11 protein-coding genes are annotated in these 19,849 nt (G+C 33.6%); all 11 read left to right on the top strand.

What is annotated here, in order from left to right; all coding sequences use genetic code 11:
• Window positions 1-28: 28 nt before the first annotated feature.
• The 11 genes from ACM55K_RS06325 to sov all read left to right on the top strand — a co-directional run bounded on the left by ACM55K_RS06325 (window position 29) and on the right by sov (window position 19,784).
• Window positions 29-1,384: a vanadium-dependent haloperoxidase gene (locus tag ACM55K_RS06325; RefSeq protein WP_416849391.1), complete on the top strand. Its 1,356-nt coding sequence runs from the start codon at window positions 29-31 to the stop codon at window positions 1,382-1,384.
• On the top strand, window positions 1,384-2,301 hold the full coding sequence (locus tag ACM55K_RS06320; protein ID WP_416849390.1) for a GyrI-like domain-containing protein: 918 nt from the start codon (window positions 1,384-1,386) through the stop codon (window positions 2,299-2,301). Before ACM55K_RS06325 ends, ACM55K_RS06320 begins: the two co-directional genes overlap by 1 nt.
• 141 nt (window positions 2,302-2,442) lie before the next feature.
• Window positions 2,443-3,750 (top strand): MFS transporter, encoded by a 1,308-nt coding sequence (locus ACM55K_RS06315; protein WP_416849389.1) that lies wholly within the window; start codon window positions 2,443-2,445, stop codon window positions 3,748-3,750.
• A complete protein-coding gene (locus ACM55K_RS06310) occupies window positions 3,743-4,918 on the top strand; it encodes an amylo-alpha-1,6-glucosidase (RefSeq protein ID WP_416849388.1) in 1,176 nt (391 codons plus the stop codon). The genes ACM55K_RS06315 and ACM55K_RS06310 overlap by 8 nt, the downstream gene beginning before the upstream one ends.
• 1 nt (window position 4,919) lies before the next feature.
• Window positions 4,920-5,858: a carbohydrate kinase family protein gene (locus tag ACM55K_RS06305; RefSeq protein ID WP_416849387.1), complete on the top strand. Its 939-nt coding sequence runs from the start codon at window positions 4,920-4,922 to the stop codon at window positions 5,856-5,858.
• Window positions 5,859-5,900: 42 nt separating this feature from the next.
• Window positions 5,901-7,115 carry an MFS transporter gene (locus tag ACM55K_RS06300; protein WP_416849386.1) on the top strand — a complete coding sequence of 405 codons (1,215 nt, stop codon included), beginning with the start codon at window positions 5,901-5,903 and terminating at the stop codon, window positions 7,113-7,115.
• Window positions 7,112-8,986: a trehalase family glycosidase gene (locus ACM55K_RS06295; protein WP_416849385.1), complete on the top strand. Its 1,875-nt coding sequence runs from the start codon at window positions 7,112-7,114 to the stop codon at window positions 8,984-8,986. The genes ACM55K_RS06300 and ACM55K_RS06295 overlap by 4 nt, the downstream gene beginning before the upstream one ends.
• A 64-nt stretch (window positions 8,987-9,050) precedes the next feature.
• Complete coding sequence (locus ACM55K_RS06290) at window positions 9,051-9,476, top strand: CBS domain-containing protein (protein WP_416849384.1); 426 nt, start codon at window positions 9,051-9,053, stop codon at window positions 9,474-9,476.
• A gap of 158 nt (window positions 9,477-9,634) precedes the next feature.
• On the top strand, window positions 9,635-11,917 hold the full coding sequence (locus tag ACM55K_RS06285; protein WP_416849383.1) for an NADP-dependent malic enzyme: 2,283 nt from the start codon (window positions 9,635-9,637) through the stop codon (window positions 11,915-11,917).
• Window positions 11,918-12,012: 95 nt separating this feature from the next.
• The gene (ruvA, locus tag ACM55K_RS06280; protein ID WP_416849382.1) at window positions 12,013-12,594 is read left to right on the top strand and encodes a Holliday junction branch migration protein RuvA; all 582 of its coding nucleotides are present in this window, start codon (window positions 12,013-12,015) and stop codon (window positions 12,592-12,594) included.
• A 23-nt stretch (window positions 12,595-12,617) separates the two neighbouring features.
• The gene (sov, locus tag ACM55K_RS06275; protein WP_416849381.1) at window positions 12,618-19,784 is read left to right on the top strand and encodes a T9SS outer membrane translocon Sov/SprA; all 7,167 of its coding nucleotides are present in this window, start codon (window positions 12,618-12,620) and stop codon (window positions 19,782-19,784) included.
• The last annotated feature ends 65 nt before the right edge of the window (window positions 19,785-19,849 follow it).

Below are 19,849 nucleotides of genomic sequence, written 5' to 3'. Positions count from 1 at the left end.
TACAAACAAAATAATTAAACCAAATAAAATGAAATCTAAAATTTATCTTTTAGGACTTATAATGCTATTTTTTATTTCTTGTAAAAAAGAAAATTCAATTAAAGTTACAACAAATGATTTCTGCGCTACAGTGGATACAGTAACGGGAATTATGGTTCATGATATCTTTTCACCTCCCGTTGCAAGTAGAATTTACGTTTATCCTAATGTTGCAGCTTATGAGATTATGGCACAAAACAATGCTAAATATCAAAGTCTGCAAGGGCAATTAAAAGGATTAGATTCTATCCCTAAACTAGATTCGAAAAGTGGAGTCAACAAAAATTTAGCGGCACTTATTGCCCATATTGAAGTGAGTAAACAATTGATTTTTTCTGAAGAAGCGTTAGAAAAATACAGAGATAGTTTATATGAAAAATGGGAAAGTGAGAACGCTGAGGAATTCTTGGTTTCTAAAGAATATGGCTTAAAAGTAGCGGATCGAATTAAAAAATGGATGGGAAAAGACAATTACAAGCAAACCCGAACTTTTTCTAAATTTTCGGTTTATGCAAACCAGCCCGGAAGATGGCAACCAACACCGCCCGCTTATATGGATGCTGTTGAACCACATTGGGGAGAAATAAGAACTTTAGTGATGGATTCAGCTTCTCAATTTAAACCAATTGCACCCCACCCTTTTTCTACAGATAAAAATTCTGCTTTTTACAAAGAAGCAAAGGAAACCTATGACGTAGGGAATATGATTTCCGAAAAATTAATTGCAATGGAGAAGAATAAAAGTACGGTAATTCCAGAAGAATCAGCAATTGCTACTTTTTGGGATTGTAATCCATATGCAACAGTGACACAGGGACACATGATGTTTGCTAAGAAGAAAAACTCACCTGATGCACATTGGATGAATATTACTAAAATTGCGCTGAAAAAAAATAAATGCGACTTTGAAACTTGCGTTTTTGCCTATACTAAAACCTCGATTGGAGTTTTTGAAAGTATTATTAGTTGTTGGAATGAGAAATTTAGAACTAATGTAATTAGACCGGAAACCTATATTAATCAAAATATTGATGAAAATTGGAGACCGCAATTACAAACACCTCCTTTCCCAGAATATACGAGCGGACATTCAGTGATTTCTTCTTGTTCGTCACTAATTTTAACTTCAATTTTTGGAGATAATTTTAGTTATATTGATGATTCTGAAGTTCCTTTTGGATTACCAAAAAGGCCTTTTAAATCGTTCAAGCAAGCAGCAGCGGAAGCCGCAATTAGTAGACTGTACGGAGGTATTCATTACAGAGCAGCAATCGAAAATGGTGTTGTGCAAGGTAATAATATTGGGAATTATTTGAATAAAAAATTAAAGATGTTTAAAAAGTAATGACAGTCAGAAGAAAAATTATATTAGGATTCAGTGCATTTTTTTTAGTCTTTTTAACTTGGTATTTATTTATTAAAAAAAGTGATTATTGTATTTCATTTAAGATTAATACTGCTACAGGAACTATTTTTCAGGGTGTTCAGGAATGGTCAGCCACTCAGTTACTAAATCAAAAAGAAAATTATACTACTCTGGAAAAGAGAAATTTTGATTTCATCAAACAAGAAATGAAAAAAGGGAACTCCTATATGGAATATACTTGGGAAATGAAATCCATTAATGACTCAATAACCGCAGTAACCGTTGGCATAAAAGATTTCGATAATAGTTCGTTCAATAGACTTACTGCGCCTTTTTATAGTACTAAGTTTAAGGTAGAACAAATTAAAAAAATAACCGATTTTAAAAACGGCTTAAATAATCATATAAAAAATTTTAAAGTCAAAATTGATGGCGAAGGTACTTCTCAAGAAACATTTGTAGCTTATATAAGCTTGAAAAGTATATTGCAGGAAAAAGCACAAACTATGATTGCAAATGATGCAATTATAACTGGTTTTTTGCAACAAAATAATATTAAGATAATAGGAAGTCCTTATTTAGAAATTCAAAGTTGGGATCTTGATAAAGAAACAATCAATTTTAATTATTGTTTTCCAATTGATAAAAATACCAAAATTATCGAAAATGAGATAGTTAAATTCAAAGTATTGCAAGCTCTTAAAGGTTTAGAAGCTACCTATTACGGGAATTTCAGAACTTCGGACAGAGCATGGTTTGCTTTGCAGGATTATGCAAAGAAGAATGACATTAAATTAGAAAATAAACCATTAGAGCATTTTCTTGCAAATCCTTTTAATGGGGGCGATGAACTGGAATGGGAAACTAAAATAATTATTCCATTTGCGAAAAAATAAAGGTTAAAAATTTAGATTATTTTAACATTTCGAAAACGTTTTCGGGTATTCCGAAAACGTTTTTGTTTTAATTATGTATTGAATTGGGGATTTTAAAATTAAATTTAAAAAAAATTAACAAACCAATACATTAACCAAAGAATGGGAAGTAAAATAAAATTAAATTTTTGGCAAATTTGGAATATGAATGTCGGTTTTTTTGGTATTCAATATAGTTTTGGTTTGCAACAAAGTGCTGTTAACCCGATTTATGATTTTTTAGGGGCCAGCCCAGATCAAATTCCTTTGTTAAATCTTGCTGGACCCATGACCGGTCTATTAATACAGCCTCTTATTGGTGCATTGAGTGATAAGACGTGGCATCCGAGGTGGGGAAGACGCAAGCCCTATTTTTTTATTGGCGCTATAATGTGTAGTGTTGCCTTATTGTTGTTTCCGTTTAGTAGTTCGTTATGGATGGCTGCGGGGTTACTTTGGATATTAGACGCCGGTAATAATACAGCAATGGAGCCTTACAGGGCTTTCATTGCTGATAAACTTGATGAAGAGCAACTACCTTTAGGTTTTCAGATGCAAAGTTTTTTTACTGGTTTGGGACAAACCTTAGCCAATTTGTCTTTATTTATTTTTCCGCTGATTATTGTAGGAAAAACAGGTTCATTGCCCACTTGGGTTTATGCTTCATTCTTTTTAGGAGCAGTTTGTTCTATTGGAACAATTTGGTGGAGTATGAAAACAACAAAAGAAATTCCACCTACAGCCGAAGAGCTTTTGTATATCAAATCAAATAAAGGTGGGGTATTTGATCCGCTGATAGAAATTTTTTCTGCAATTGGCGAGATGCCTAAAGTCATGTGGCAATTATCGTTAGTCTATCTATTTCAGTGGTACGCTTTGTTTTGTTATTGGCAAAATTCTTCCAAAAGTATCGCTTTATCCGTCTGGGATGCTACCCCAAAAAGTAATCCTGAAGCTTATGAAGCAGCAGTTGGATGGACAGGATTAGTTAATGGATGGTATAATGTTGTAACTTTTTTGACGGCATTTGCATTAGTGGGATTTGCAAAAAGATACAGCCCTAAAAAAGTGCATGCGTTTTGCTTGTTTATAGCGGCAATTGGTCTTTTGGTTTTTCCACATATACATGATAAGAATTTATTGTTTTTTGCGATAACAGGTTTTGGTATAGGCTGGGCCAGTATGATGGGAATTCCTTATTTAATGGTCGTGTCAGATATTCCAAAAGAAAGATATGGGGTCTACATGGGGATTATAAATATGATGATTGTTATTCCAATGATTATTCAAAATGTGTCATTTGGATATATATTGAAACATTTTTTGAATAACGATTCTCGATTAGCTATAACTTTTGCAGGAGTATTATTGATTATTAGTTCAGTATGTACCTTATTTATTAAAACTAAAAAACAAGAATTAAGTGAATGATTTAAATTATATAAAAGCAATTGAATTACTGAAAAGGGCAACTTCATCTGAAGGTTTTTTGGCAAGTGCTCAAGATATTTCTAATTATAAAAGAGTTTGGGCCCGCGATGGTGTGATTTGTGGATTAGCTGCTTTGGCTTCCGGAGAAGATGATTTAATTGAGACTTTTCGTAAAACATTAGAAACATTAGCCCGTAATCAACATTATAATGGAACTATTCCTTCAAATGTAATGACGAATGGTGATGCAGTTGAAGTAAGTTATGGAGGCTTAGCGGGTAGAGTAGATGCTGTTACTTGGTTTATTATTGGGATTTGCCAATATGCTTTCTATAAAAACGATATCACTTTCGTGAAAAAATACGAAGGTAATATTCAAAAATGTTTACAGCTTCTGGAAGCTTGGGAATTCAACAATAAACATTTGTTGTATGTGCCGCTTTCAGGAAACTGGGCAGATGAGTACATAACTGACGGCTATGTTTTATACGATCAATTACTTAGGATATGGGCACTGAAAAGTTATAATCATTTTGCAAAAAATAATGCGATTGCTTCTAAAATTGAAAAAATTACGGAGCAACTTGAAATTAATTTTACTCCAAATTCAGTTGGGGAGAAATACCACGAAAGGGCTTATAACGAAGCCAACATTCAGGAATTCATGCCTTGTTCTTTTTCACCGGCAGGTTATAAAACACAATTTGATGCTTTCGCCAATTCCTTGGCTTTGTATTTGAATATTGGGAATGAAAATTTTCAAAAAAGTATTTTGGAACATGCCGTGAAACTTTCAAATGAAAGGCCTTTGAAATTAATACCGGCTTTTTGGCCAGCAATTGAAGAAAGCGATTCAGATTGGAATTTGCTCAAAAACAATTGCAAATATGAATTCAGGAATTATCCAAATGAATTTCATAACGGAGGAAGCTGGTCTATGGTTAATGGGTTTTTTGGTCTGGCTTTGCTAGCCAAAGAAAAAGGAGAGGAAGCCACCCAACTTTTGAATGCCATAAATGAAGCAAATGCTATTGAAGATTTTAGTTTTTACGAAAATTTCAATAGTGAAACCAAAACGCCAAATGGAGTTCCGTTTTGTGCGTGGAGTGCAGCAGCAGCAGTAATGTTGCATCAAAGTATACATACAAATTTTAAATTTTTAGTTTAAATTGGAAAAAACAATAGACATAATATGCGCAGGAGAAGTATTGATTGACTTTATTGGTCACGAAGTAAATACTTCAATAAACAGAACAAAAGATTATCACCGTTTTCTAGGTGGCTCACCTACAAACGTGGCAGTGAATGCTGCAAGATTAGGATTGAAATCTGTATTGGTAGCCACTTGCGGTCAGGATGGTTTAGGAGAATATATCGTTCGAAAACTAAAATTAAATAATGTAATTACTTCCCAAATCAGAAAATCAGATACTGAACCGACCTCCGTTATTTTCGTTTCAAAATCTACTGGGACGCCAGATTTTATTCCTTACAGGGAAGCAGATTATCAAATAAAACAAAGCCAAATTCCAGAGGAGTTACTGGAAAGTGCCAAGATTTTTCATACTACTTGTTTTGCTTTAAGCAAAAATCCAGCTCGAACAACAATTCTGGAAAGTGCCAAAAAAGCAAAAGCATTGGGATTACAAACGAGTATAGATATTAATTTTTCGGAAAGAATATGGCCTGATAGAGAAGAAGCAAAACAAGTTTTAAGAGAATATTTATCAACTAATCCTCTTGTGAAACTAAGCGAGGATGATTGTTACAGACTTTTTGCAGAAGCGAAAACTGAAGATTATATTTTTGAATATTTCCATGAATTAGGTGCTTCGACTATTTGCCTGACAAAAGGAAAAGACGGTGTAGTATTATCAGATAAAAATTTCGGAATGTTTCACCAAAAAGCTACGCATATCGATGAAATAAAAGATACAACAGGAGCAGGAGATGCTTTTTGGACTGGTTTTTTATACGCACAATTATTGAATAAAAATTTTGAAGAAACAATAACGATAGCTCAAAAACTAGCTGTTTTGAAACTTCAAAATGTGGGAAGATTGCCAGAAGGAATTAATATTCAAGAATATTTGAATGCTGATTCTTAAATTTAATCTGAATCAAGTTAATAGCTTTTAAAAACTAAAAAAATGAAAAAAAACGCTGTCAAAATTGCGATGTATCTCAATTATTTTGTGTTTGCAATATTATTAAATAGTGTTGGGATTGTTATACTAAAATCGCAAGCAAATTATGGAGTAGATGAATTGCAAGCCAGTATTCTCGAAGCATTCAAAGATCTGCCTATTGCGATAGTTTCTTTTTTGATAGCGTCATTTTTGCCAAGAATAGGGTATAAAAGAGCCATGCTCATTGGATTAGCATTGGTTTCTGTAGCCTGTATAAATATGTATTTTGGAAATTCGTTTGACACCGCAAAAATACTTTTTGCAACTGTTGGAGTTTCCTTTGCTTTGATAAAAGTCTCCGTTTATTCACTAATTGGGACAGTTACAGAAAATCAGAAAGAGCATAATAGCTTGATGAGTAGCATTGAAGGTGTTTTTATGATAGGAATTGCCTTGGCTTACTTTTTATTTCCTGCTTTTAATTCGGATACAAATCCAGATTCATGGTTAAATGTGTATTGGTTGTTGGCCGGAATTTCATTAATATCATTTGGATTTTTGTTTTTTACCAAATTTGAAAATCAAACGGAAATCCCAGGAGTTAATTTGGTCGATGATTTTGCACAAATGTTCAAATTGTTTGCTCAGCTTCTAACAATCGTTTTTGTAATTAGTGCTTTTTTGTTTGTAATGATTGAACAAGGGATAATGTCTTGGTTGCCTACATTCAATAGTAAAGTACTGCATTTGCCACAAAATATTAGTATTATGATGGCGAGTATATTGGCAATTACTTTAGCAGTTGGACGGCTTTTAGCGGGTGTGATTACAAAAAAAATAAATTGGATTTGGGTACTCAGTTTTTGTATCGTGATGGCTATGCTGATTGTTGTTTTTGTTCTTCCAAAAACAGTTGGTTTAGAGGTTAAAGAAATTAATTCACTTAGCGACATTCCATTAATAGGATTTGCATTTCCATTAGTTGGACTTTTTATTGCGCCGATTTATCCACTTTTAAATTCGGTTGTTTTGAGTGCTTTGCCAAAGAAATTGCACAGTTCAATGACGGGTTTAATCGTTGTTTTCTCAGCTCTTGGAGGCACCCTTGGATCTAGAGTTATTGGTTATTTGTTCAAAAATGAAGGTCCTGAAAATGCTTTTTTCTATACTTTAATTCCAATGTCATTATTGCTTGTTTCATTTTTTATATTAAAAAAACTTACTTCTAAAATATGAATTTCTTAATTAACATAGACAAGGTATTTCATGAATTACTACTTCAGGAAGATACCGATAAAGATAAAAAAATAACTAAAGATGATAATGGGCCTAAAAAGTTTGCTTTAGTTGATGAAAACACCAAACAAGAAATTGTTATTGAGGGCACGTATCATTTGTCAAATTTACTTCAGGAATTAGCTTTATTAAAAGAAAATAAAGTGGAAAAAGGGGAGATAGATTTGAGTCGTATTCAAGAGAATCCTGTAGAACGGATTTCCAGGAAAATTAGAGAAGACTATTGGAATGAATTGACCAGAACTATTGATAGAAAAGGTTTGGATCAAATTCTTCAGGACGAGAAAACGACCAATGAAGTTCCTACGCTTTATGTTTCGGCAAAAGACAAGCAAGGTGTTGCCTATTTTCAGGAATTGGAAAAAGAACTACAGAATTTTAAAGTAGGTATTTTGCCCGAAAATTTCTCGATGGAATATGTAGATACATTAAATAAAAAACCAGGTATTTTGGCTTTGGCTTTAGAGCAAAAAATATACAGTTTACAAGGAGTGCCTTTCGTGGTTCCCGGAGGAAGATTCAATGAAATGTATGGGTGGGATAGTTATTTTATTGGAGTTGGTTTGATTATAGATAATCAACTGGAAAAAGCAATGTCAATTGCCGAAAACTTTAAATACCAAATCATACATTACGGTAAGATTCTCAATGCGAATAGAAGTTATTACTTAACGAGAACACAACCACCATTGTATTCTTCATTATTAATTGAAATTGTAAAAAAGAAAGTGCCTAGTTTAGAATGGTTGAGAAGCCATTTGGAGACAGTTATTTTGGAGTATAATACGGTTTGGATGGTTCAAGGAAACCGATTAACACCAACTGGTTTAAATCGATACAAAGCTGATGGAGTTGGAATGCCATTTGAAGTAGAGCCTGGACATTTTGATGATGTTTTAGAACCGTATGCTAAAAAATACAATTTACCAATCCGAGAGTTTGAAAAACAATATTTAAACCGAACTCTTGTTGATGCGGAGCTTGACGTCTATTTTGTTCATGATCGTAGCTTGAGAGAAAGCGGTCACGATACTACTGATAGGCTTATAAATACGTGTGCCAATTTAAACTCGGTAGACGTGAATAGTTTCCTTTATAAATATGAAAAGGACATTGAGTATTTGATAAAGGAGTATTTTAATAATAATTTCCAAGTTGGAGATGTAGCGTATACTTCGGAAGAATGGGAACAAAAAGCACTTTTTAGAAAAGACAAAATTGATGAATTGTGTTGGAATGAAGAATCAAGCATGTATTTTGATTATGATTTTGTAAATAAAAAACAATTTCCATTTGAAGCAGCAACTACATTTTTTCCTTTATGGGCTGGGTTGTGTAATGAACACCAAGCTAAAAAGTTAGTAGAAATAGCTTTGCCGCAATTTATAAAAACAGGGGGAATTACAGGAAGTACCAAAGCGAGCAGTGATAGTTTTTCAAAAGATGCGCCACAACGACAATGGGATTACCCATTTGGTTGGGCCCCACATCAAATGTTATTGTGGGAGGGTTTAATTAACTATAAATTTTTCAATAAGGCTCAAGAAATGGTCTACAGATGGTTGTGGTTAATCACTAAAAATGCGGTTGAATATAACGGAACCATTCCTGAAAAATTTGATTTAGAAATAAGTTCGCATAAGGTTTTTGCTGAATATGGTAATGTAGGAACTGAATTTGATTACATCGCCAAGGAAGGATTTGGTTGGGTAAATGCATCGTATCAATACGGTTTGCAAATATTGAGTGATAATTTAAAACAAGAACTAAATAAGCTGACTTCACCCGATGAATTATTTAATGTGAAATAAATAAATAAATTTACCATTTGATTACTATTTTTTTTAACTTTATAATAAATTAAACTTATCTATTATGACTGTTAATCAAATATTAAGCACAAAAGGAAAGGAAGTTTATTCCATACTTTCCACTAACACTGTATACGAAGCATTAACAGTGATGAGCGAAAAAAACATTGGAGCAATTCTTATCATCGAAGATGGAATTTTGAAAGGTGTTTTGTCTGAGAGAGATTATGCCAGAAAAATTGTTTTGAAAGCTAAATCTTCAAAGAAAGCCTTGGTTCATGAAATTATGGAGGCCGATGTAGTTACAGTAAAACCTTCCGATAACTTAGATTATTGTATGGAATTAATGAGTACTAAAAGGGTGAGACATTTACCTGTTTTAGAAAACGATACTGTCATAGGAATTATATCCATAAGTGATGTTGTAAAAGCAATAATCGAAATCCAAAAAGATACAATTCAACATTTAAACTCTTACATTACCCAATAAAAAGAATCAAAAAAGGTATAATTATAAAAAGCTGCAGTTAATGCAGCTTTTTTTTGGAACCCAAATAGGCTTGTTTTTATACAAAAGAATGGGGGAAAAGTCCTCTTTTTTTAAATCAAGACTCCTATCTTTGTAAGCTAGAATAAAATCTAAAAACAATGGACAAAAATAGCAAAAGAAGAGAAGCATTATTATACCACGCAAAGCCAACTCCTGGTAAAATTCAAGTAGTTCCCACTAAGAAATACGCAACACAAAGAGATTTATCTTTAGCCTATTCCCCTGGTGTAGCCGAGCCGTGTTTAGAAATAGCTAAAGACGTAAACAACGTTTATAAATATACTGCAAAAGGAAATTTAGTTGCAGTAATCACAAATGGAACTGCAGTCTTAGGATTGGGCGACATTGGTCCGGAAGCTTCAAAACCAGTAATGGAAGGTAAAGGATTGTTGTTTAAAATTTTTGCTGATATTGATGTATTTGACATCGAAATTGGGACAAAGGATATTGAGGAATTTATCCAGACCGTTAAAAATATAGCACCAACTTTTGGTGGAATTAATTTAGAAGATATTAAAGCTCCGGAGTCTTTTGAAATAGAAAGAAGATTGGTTGAAGAGTTGAATATTCCAGTAATGCATGATGATCAACACGGAACAGCTATTATATCATCAGCTGCTTTATTGAATGCATTAGAACTGGCTAATAAAAAATCAGAAGATGTAAAGATGGTGGTTTCCGGAGCGGGTTCTGCTGCTCTTGCTTGTGCCGATTTATATGTTTTATTAGGAGTAAAAGTTGAAAATATATTGATGTTTAACAGTAAAGGAGTTTTGACAAAAGACAATCCTTCTCTTTCTGTTTTGCAACAAAAATATGCCAGAGACATAAAACCAATGAGTCTTGAGGAAGCATTAGTTGGTGCAGATATCTTTTTAGGTTTGTCAACAGGAGGTATTATGTCTCCACAAATGTTGATGGGAATGGCAGAAAGCCCAATCGTTTTTGCGATGGCAAATCCAGATCCTGAAATTGATTATAATCTAGCTGTTGCAACTCGGAAAGATGTTATTATGGCTACGGGACGTTCTGATTTTCCTAATCAGGTGAATAATGTTCTTGGATTTCCTTATATTTTTAGAGGAGCGCTTGATGTTCGTGCAACCAAGATAAACGAAGCCATGAAAATGGCAGCTGTAAAAGCGCTGGCTTTATTGACAAAAGAATCTGTTCCTGAACAAGTAAATGTTGCTTATGGAGCTACAAAATTAAATTTTGGTAGAGAATACATCATCCCAAAACCATTTGATCCAAGATTGATAACTATTGTGGCACCTGCTGTTGCAAAAGCTGCGATGGATTCAGGAGTGGCATTAAATCCTATTACAGATTGGAAAAAGTACGAAGAGGAGCTTTTGGACCGCCTGGGGAATGATAACAAAATGGTTCGTTTGATTACAAATAGAGCCAAAATGGATCCAAAAAGAATCGTTTTTGCGGAAGCAGATCATTTAGATGTGCTTAAAGCAGCTCAAATTGTATTAGAAGAAGGAATTGGTTTTCCAATTTTATTAGGGAACAAAGAAATAATTTTAGAATTAAAAGAAGAACTAGGTTTTGATGCCGATGTTCAAATTATAGACCCAAAAATAAAAGAAGAGGAGCCTAGAAGAAATAAGTTTGCCAAAACCTATTGGAAATCCAGACAAAGACGTGGAATATCGTTATTGGATGCTCAGAAATTAATGCGTGAAAGAAACTATTTTGCTGCGATGATGGTCAATGAAGGTGAAGCAGATGCACTAGTTACAGGACATTCTAGAAGCTATCCATCTGTTGTAAAACCAATGTTGCAACTTATTGAAAAAGCTCATGGCGCTTCTCTAGTTGCCACTACAAATATGATGATGACCAGTCGTGGGCCGATGTTTTTATCTGACACTGCGATAAATATAAATCCTTCTGCAGATGATTTAGCTAAAATTGCCATTATGACTGCAAAAACTGCTAGAATGTTTGGAGTGGAGCCCGTAATTGCGATGATTTCGTATTCAAATTTTGGTTCTTCTACAAATGAAAGCGCCACTAAGGTGAGAGAAGCAGTAGATTATTTGCATAAAAACCATCCTGAAATGGTTATTGATGGTGAAATTCAAGCTGATTTTGCTTTGAATCCGGAGATGTTAAAAGCAAAGTTTCCGTTTTCTAAATTAGCAGGTAAAAAAGTAAATACGTTGATTTTTCCTAATTTGGAATCAGCTAATATTACCTATAAACTTTTAAAAGAATTGAACAAGGTAGATTCAATTGGACCTATCATGTTAGGAATGGGAAAACCAGTTCATATATTTCAACTTGGCGCAAGCGTAGAAGAAATGGTAAATATGGCAGCTATAGCAGTAATTGATGCTCAAGAAAAAGAGAAGAGAAAGAATTTGTAATTAAATAGTTCTTTGATAAAAAGAGCATTTAAACAGACATATTTAGCGAAATTATGTGCTAATTTTATTATATTTGGAGACATATATTATAAAAAATGATTGCACATATAGCGGGAAAATTAGTAGAAAAGACACCAACACAGGTAGTTATTGATTGTGGAGGTGTAGGATATCATGTAAACATATCCTTACATACCTACTCTTTACTCCCAAATACTGAATTTATAAAATTGTATACGCATCTTCAAATAAAAGAAGATGCGCATACTTTATTTGGTTTTGTAGAAAAATCAGAAAGGGAGATTTTTAAATTATTATTATCAGTTTCTGGTATTGGGGCTAGTATTGCCAGAACTATGTTGTCATCATTAGACCCAAAACAAATTACAAATGCTATTGCATCAGCTGATGTGGTTACAATTCAATCTATAAAAGGAATTGGTAGTAAAACGGCACAAAGAGTAATACTTGATTTGAAAGAAAAAGTATTGAAATTGTATGATTTAGACGAAGTTTCTATGTCGCAAAGCAATACAAATCGAGATGAAGCGTTATCTGCTTTGGAGGTCTTAGGATTTGTTCGAAAAACTTCAGAACGAATCGTCGAAAAAATTGTAAAAGAGGATCCAGATGCTTCTGTTGAATCGATTATTAAGAAAGCTTTAAAGAACTTATAAAAGGTACTCAAAACACGGATTATATGCATAAAATTTGTATTTTTTTGCTAGTCATATTTTGTGGTTTTGTATCGCAAGCTCAGGTAACACCGGTCGCTCAGGATACAATTAAAACGGGTTTCTCTACAGGAAAAGTCCAATTAAAAGATCCTCAAAGTGTTCTCTCTGCTTACACATATGATCCTGTTACGGATAGGTATATTTATACCAATTCTGTAGATGGATTTTCTATTAACTATCCTATTATTTTAACTCCAAAAGAGTATGAAAACTTGGTTTTGAAAGAATCTATGCGTGATTATTTCAAGAAGAAAGTAGATGCCATTGAAGGAAAAAAAGAAGGCAGTGAAGCTGCCAAAAAAGATTTATTGCCAAGGTATTATGTAAAATCAGGGCTTTTTGAATCTATTTTTGGAAGTAATACAATTGACGTAAAACCTACCGGATCAATAGAAATGGATTTAGGAATGCGGTATACAAAACAAGATAATCCTTCATTTTCTCCTAGAAACAGATCCAATCTTTCTTTTGATTTCAATCAAAGAATAAGTATGAGTTTAATGGGGAAAGTGGGAACACGACTTAGTGTAAACGCTAATTACGATACTCAGTCTACTTTTGCTTTTCAAAATCTAATCAAGTTAGAATATGCACCTTCGGAGGATGATATTATTCAAAAAATTGAAGTTGGAAATGTAAGTATGCCCTTGAATAGCTCGTTAATTAGAGGAGCGCAAAGTTTATTTGGTGTAAAAACACAATTGCAATTTGGGAAAACTACAGTTACAGGTATATTTTCGGAACAAAAATCGCAAACTAAAAGTTTAATTGCTCAAGGTGGCGGAACGATTCAGGACTTTGATTTGTATGCGCTAGATTATGATAATGACCGACACTTTTTCTTGTCTCAATATTTTAGAAACAAATACGATGCATCACTAAAAAATTATCCTTTCATTGATAGTAGAGTTCAGATTTCAATATTGGAAATTTGGGTTACCAACAAGCAAAACAGAGTTAGCACGACAAACAACAATCTAAGAAATATTATTGCACTTCAGGATTTAGGAGAAGGGCAATTAACAGATTCACAAGGCAATCCAATTAATGACAATGAAATTGTTGTGTTAGATCCTTCAACCGGGATTTTTAATAATCCGGTCAATTCTCCTTCTGATAATTCAAATAATGATTACGATCCTGCACAAATAAATGCAGGAACTGGTTTGTTGAATAATAACATACGAGAAATTGTTACTTCAAGTTCTGGATTTAATGTTACTGTAAGTGAAGGTCAGGACTACTCTAAATTAGAAAATGCGAGAAAACTCAATCCTAATGAATATACTTTTAATGCACAATTAGGGTATATTTCATTGCAACAACGACTAGCCAATGATGAGGTTTTAGCTGTAGCGTATCAATATACAATTGGGGATAAAGTCTATCAAGTGGGGGAATTTGGTAATGACGGAGTAGATGCAACAGTTGTTACAGGAAATAGTAATAATTCAACTCAGGCAATTATTACGCAAAGTTTGATCTTGAAAATGTTGAAAAGTAATTTGACCAATGTCAAGAATCCGGTTTGGAACCTGATGATGAAAAACATTTATCAGATTCCGGGGGCATACCAAGTGAAACAGGAAGACTTTAGATTTAATATTCTTTATACGGATCCTTCAGCCTTAAATTACATTACAGAAGTCCCGGGAAGCCCTTTTCCACCGAATCCATTGCCTGAAAATAAAGTGGCAGAAACTCCTTTGTTAAAAGTATTTAATTTAGATAAATTGAATTACAATAATGACCCACAAACTGGGGGTGATGGTTTTTTTGATTTTATGCAAGGCTTGACGATTGACGCTCAAAACGGAAGGATAATATTCACTACCAAAGAGCCATTTGGAGAACTCTTGTTTTCTAAATTATCAAACACGGGTTCTGGAGAAAATTATAATGATACCAATTCATACAATCTTAATCAAAAGAAATACGTGTTTAGAAACATGTATCGCAACACACAATCCGGGGCTTTACAAGACAGTGAAAAGAATAAATTTTTATTAAGAGGAAAATACAAATCATCAGGCGGTGACGGAATACCAATTGGAGCTTTCAATGTTCCCAGAGGTTCCGTTGTAGTAACGGCTGGAGGAAGGGTTCTGGTTGAAGGAATTGACTATAGTGTGAATTATCAATTGGGGAGAGTTCAAATTTTAGATCCTTCTCTTCAGGCTTCCAATACACCTATTGAAGTTTCTTTGGAAAACAATTCTATTTTTGGTCAGCAAACCAGAAGGTTTATGGGCGTAAATGTAGAGCATAAAATTTCTGATAATTTCTTGGTTGGAGCGACTTTTTTAAAAATGACAGAGAAGCCCTTTACCCAAAAATCCAGTTTTGGTCAGGAATCTGTAAATAATACCATTTTTGGTTTTAATACTAATTTTTCTACTGAAGTTCCTCTTTTGACCCGATTAGTTAATAAATTACCAAATTTAGATACTGATGTTCCTTCTAACCTTTCTATAAGAGGAGAAATTGCATTTTTGAAACCAGATTCGCCAAAAGCAGATCGTTTTGAGGGAGAATCGACTATTTATGTGGATGATTTTGAAGGTTCTCAATCGACCATCGATATGCGTTCCCCGTATGCTTGGAGTTTATCATCTACACCGGAGAAAAATGCCAGAAGCACGTATGATTTTAATGGCAATGCTAACGATTTGAGTTATGGATTTAAAAGAGCCAAGTTGGCTTGGTATTCAATTGACCCGGTATTTTATACTCAAAAACCATCCGGAATTACAAATGAAGAATTGTCTTTCAATACTACCAGAAGAATTTTTAGTGAGGAGTTGTACCCTTTAACTGATATCGCACAGGGACAATCCCAAGTTGTAAACACATTAGATTTAAGTTATTATCCTTCTGATAGAGGTCCGTATAATAATAGTTCAAACGTTTCTATAGAACCAGCAAGTAATTTTGGGGGAATTATGAGATCATTAAATTCTACTAATTTCGAACAAGGAAACGTAGAATATATTCAATTTTGGGTGTTAGATCCATACGTAGGAAGCGGTCAAATACCGCAGTCAAATACAGGTAAAGTTTATTTCAATTTAGGTGAAGTTTCAGAGGATGTATTAAAAGATGGAAGGAAACAATATGAAAATGGACTTGGTCCAGATCAGATATTGGCCAATCCACAGTCAATTTGGGGAGATGTACCTGCATCACAATCTTTGATTTATGCTTTTGATACTAATGCAGATAACAGAACCAATCAGGATGTTGGTTTAGATGGTTTGGCTAATGCCAAAGAAGGTAGTATTTACAATAATTATGCGTCTGATTCTGATCCTGCCGGAGATGATTATACCTATTATTTGAATGCCTCAGGAAATGTTTTAGACAGATATAAAAAATATAATGGTGTCGATGGAAACTCCGCAGTTGATATTAACGATCCTAATCGAGGTTCTTCTACAGTTCCTGATGTAGAAGATATTAATAGGGACAACACCATGAATACAATCAATGCGTATTATGAATACAGTATTGATGTTAAGCCTAATATGAATGTTGGGGAAAATTACATTACTGATATAAGAAGTACACAAGTTACATTGCCAAATGGGGCTGTAACTGATGCAAGATGGATTCAGTTTAAAATTCCTGTTTCCCAACCTGAAAATACAATCGGAAATATCTCTGATTTTAGATCAATCCGTTTCATGAGAATGTTCATGACCGGTTTTAATGATCTGGTAACGGTTCGTTTTGGTGCTTTGGATTTAGTGAGAGGAGAATGGAGAAGATATACCAATACACTTGATTTTAATGACACAAATGTTGCTGATGACAAAACTACTTTAGATGTTTTAGCAGTGAATGTTCAAGAAAATAATGAAAGATGTCCCGTAAATTATATCACTCCTCCAGGGGTAGTTAGGGAACAGTTGTATAACAATAATACCGTTATCAACCAGAATGAGCAATCATTATCTCTAAGAGTATCTGGTGATGGATTAGAGCCGGAAGATTCAAGAGCGGTTTTTAAAAATGTGAGTATTGACATGCGTCAGTTCAAAAAATTAAAAATGTTCTTGCATGCTGAATCTTTACCAAATGAAATTGCACTTAGAGATAATCAAATGGTAGGTTTTATCCGTTTTGGAAATGATTTTACACAGAATTTTTATCAAATTGAAATCCCATTAAAAGTTACCGTTCCTTCCTCAACTTCGAGTTCTGATTGTTCTGCTTTGAGTGCCGAAACAGTTTGGCCAGAAGACAATGAAATTGATCTGTCATTGGCATTATTGACTAAATTGAAAATTCAGGCAATGAGCATTGATAAGAGTACACTTCCGCTGGATGGAATTTATTATCAAAATGAAGAGGAATTAGATCCGTCTTTGGCTAATAAAAATAATAAGCTGAGATTAGGTATAAAAGGAAATCCTAATTTTGGATTAGCGCGAACATTAATGGTTGGTGTAAAAAGTAACGAAACCCATCAAGATGTTAAAGGAGAAGTTTGGTTTAATGAACTTCGTTTAGCTGATATGGATAACCAAGGCGGTATGGCAGCCGTGTTGAATATAGATTCAAATTTTGCTGATTTTGCCACAGTTTCAGCCACAGGTAAAAAAAGCACCATAGGTTTTGGAGCATTAGAAGAAGGTCCGAATGAAAGAAATCGTGAGGATACAAAACAATATAATATTGTAACGAATGTTAATTTAGGCAAATTATTACCTCCAAAATGGGGAATTAATTTACCGTTCAACTATGCTATTGGTGAAGAAATGATTACTCCAGAATATGACCCTTTTAATCAAGATATTAAATTAAAACAGTTATTAGATAATACTACGGATAGAGAGGAACGAGATAATATTCAAAGTCGAGCTACGGATTATACGAAACGTCAAAGCATCAATTTTATTGGGGTTAGAAAAGAAAGAAGACCAGAACAAAAGCAACACGTTTATGATCCGGAAAACTTCACTTTTTCGCAGTCTTTTAATCAAGTAGAGCGTCATGATTTTGAAATCGAGGATTATGTGGATCAGCATGCAAATTCATCTGTAGATTATGCCTACAGTTTTCAGCCTAAGCCAGTAGAGCCTTTCAAGAAAACTGCTTTTATGAAGAAAAGTAATTATTGGAAATTACTGAGTGATTTCAACTTTAATTATCTTCCTTCAAACATATCTTTCAATACCAATATTATCAGACAGTACAATCGTCAGCAATTTAGACAAGTTGATGTTGAAGGAATTGGTCTTGATCCATTGTATAGAAGAAATTTTGCTTTCAATTATCAGTATGGCTTTAATTTTAATTTGACAAAATCGTTAAAATTAAATTATACGGCTTCCTCCAGTAATATTGTCAAAAGTTATTTAAACGAAAATAATGAACCAATTGATACTTTTACAATTTGGGATAGTTATTGGGATATTGGAGATCCTAACCAGCACATGCAACAATTGGTTGTGAATTATGAGTTGCCAATTAATAAAATTCCGCTATTTAGCTTTATTAAAGCCAACTATTCTTATACAGGTGATTACAGTTGGCAACGTGCCTCTAATGCATTGTCTCAAATAGAAATTGAAGGGAATAGCTATAATTTAGGAAATACGGTTCAAAATGCAAGCTCAAATAATTTGAATGCTACATTCAATATGGATGCGCTTTATAAGTATTTGGGACTAACAAAAAATACAAATAAAGCAGTTGCTAAACCTAAGGCAACTGCACCGAAACCGGGAGAAAAAATTGTAAATACAAATACGCAGCAAATTGCAAAAAACAATGAATTTGTGGATGGTTTGATGGGAGTTTTAACGAGTGTTAAAAACATCCAGATGAACTATACAGAGAATAGTGGTACGATATTGCCAGGATATACGCCAAGTGTTGGATTCCTTGGTTCGTCAAGACCCTCGTTAGGATTTATTTTTGGTAGCCAAGATGATGTGAGATATGAAGCAGCAAAGAACGGATGGCTTACTAATTACCCTGATTTTAATCAAAACTATTCACAAGTAACTAATAAGTTATTTAAAGCTACTGCAAACGTAGATTTGTTGCCTGATTTGAAAATCGATTTGTCATTGGACAGAGCATATTCTAAAAATTTTTCAGAACAATATGATGTAACTGACGGACAATATAATTCGAGATCTCCCTATAGTTATGGTCTTTTTTCAATTTCTACAGTCTTAATAAAAACATCTTTCTCAACTAGTGATGAAAATGCATCTGTTGCTTTTGACGATTTTAGAAATAATAGACTAGCAGTTGCGAATCGATTGGCAACGCAGCGCGGGATAGATATCAATAATCCGGCAAATCTAGACGCGGAAGGATATCCTTTAGGGTATGGAAAAAATAATCAAGCGGTATTATTACCAGCTTTTTTAGCGGCGTATTCAGGAACTAATGCAACGGATGTTTCACTTGGAATTTTCAGGAATTTTCCAATACCAAACTGGGCTGTAAAATACAATGGATTGATGCGTTATACTTTTTTCAAAAAGAATTTTAAACGCTTTTCTATGCAACACAGTTATAGAGCTTCTTATACTATTAATTCGTTCAGATCTAATTTTGAATATGATAAAACACCAAATGGTGTCGATGCAAGTGGTAATTTTTTCAACAGCACAATTATGTCAAACATCAATTTAGTGGAGCAATTTAGTCCACTTATTAGAATGGATTTTGAATTGAAAAGTTCATTGAAAGTGCTAACCGAAATAAAGAAAGACCGGGCGCTGTCTATGAGTTTTGATAATAATCTATTGACAGAAGTAAAAGGGATTGAATATGTTGTTGGTCTTGGTTACCGATTTAAAGATGTGATTTTCTCATCCAGGTTGGCGGACAATCCAACAGGAATCATAAAAAGTGACATTAATATAAAAGGAGATCTTTCGTATCGAAACAATCAAACGATTGTTAGATATTTAGATTATGATAACAATCAATTGGCGGGAGGTCAAAATATTTGGTCTTTAAAAATTACTGCAGATTATGCATTCAGTAAAAATTTGACGGCAATTTTCTACTACGATCATTCCTTTTCGAGAGCAGTAATATCAACTTCTTTTCCTTTAACAAATATTCGATCAGGATTTACGATGCGTTATAATTTTGGGAATTAATTTTTTTAAAATCTAAACAAGATTTGAATTGAGATTGTTACATTTGTCACCTAAAATTCAATTAT

This window comes from Flavobacterium arabinosi, from assembly GCF_048158725.1.
Classification (GTDB): Bacteria; Bacteroidota; Bacteroidia; order Flavobacteriales; family Flavobacteriaceae; genus Flavobacterium; species Flavobacterium arabinosi.
This window is presented reverse-complemented; position numbering and strand designations above follow the sequence as displayed.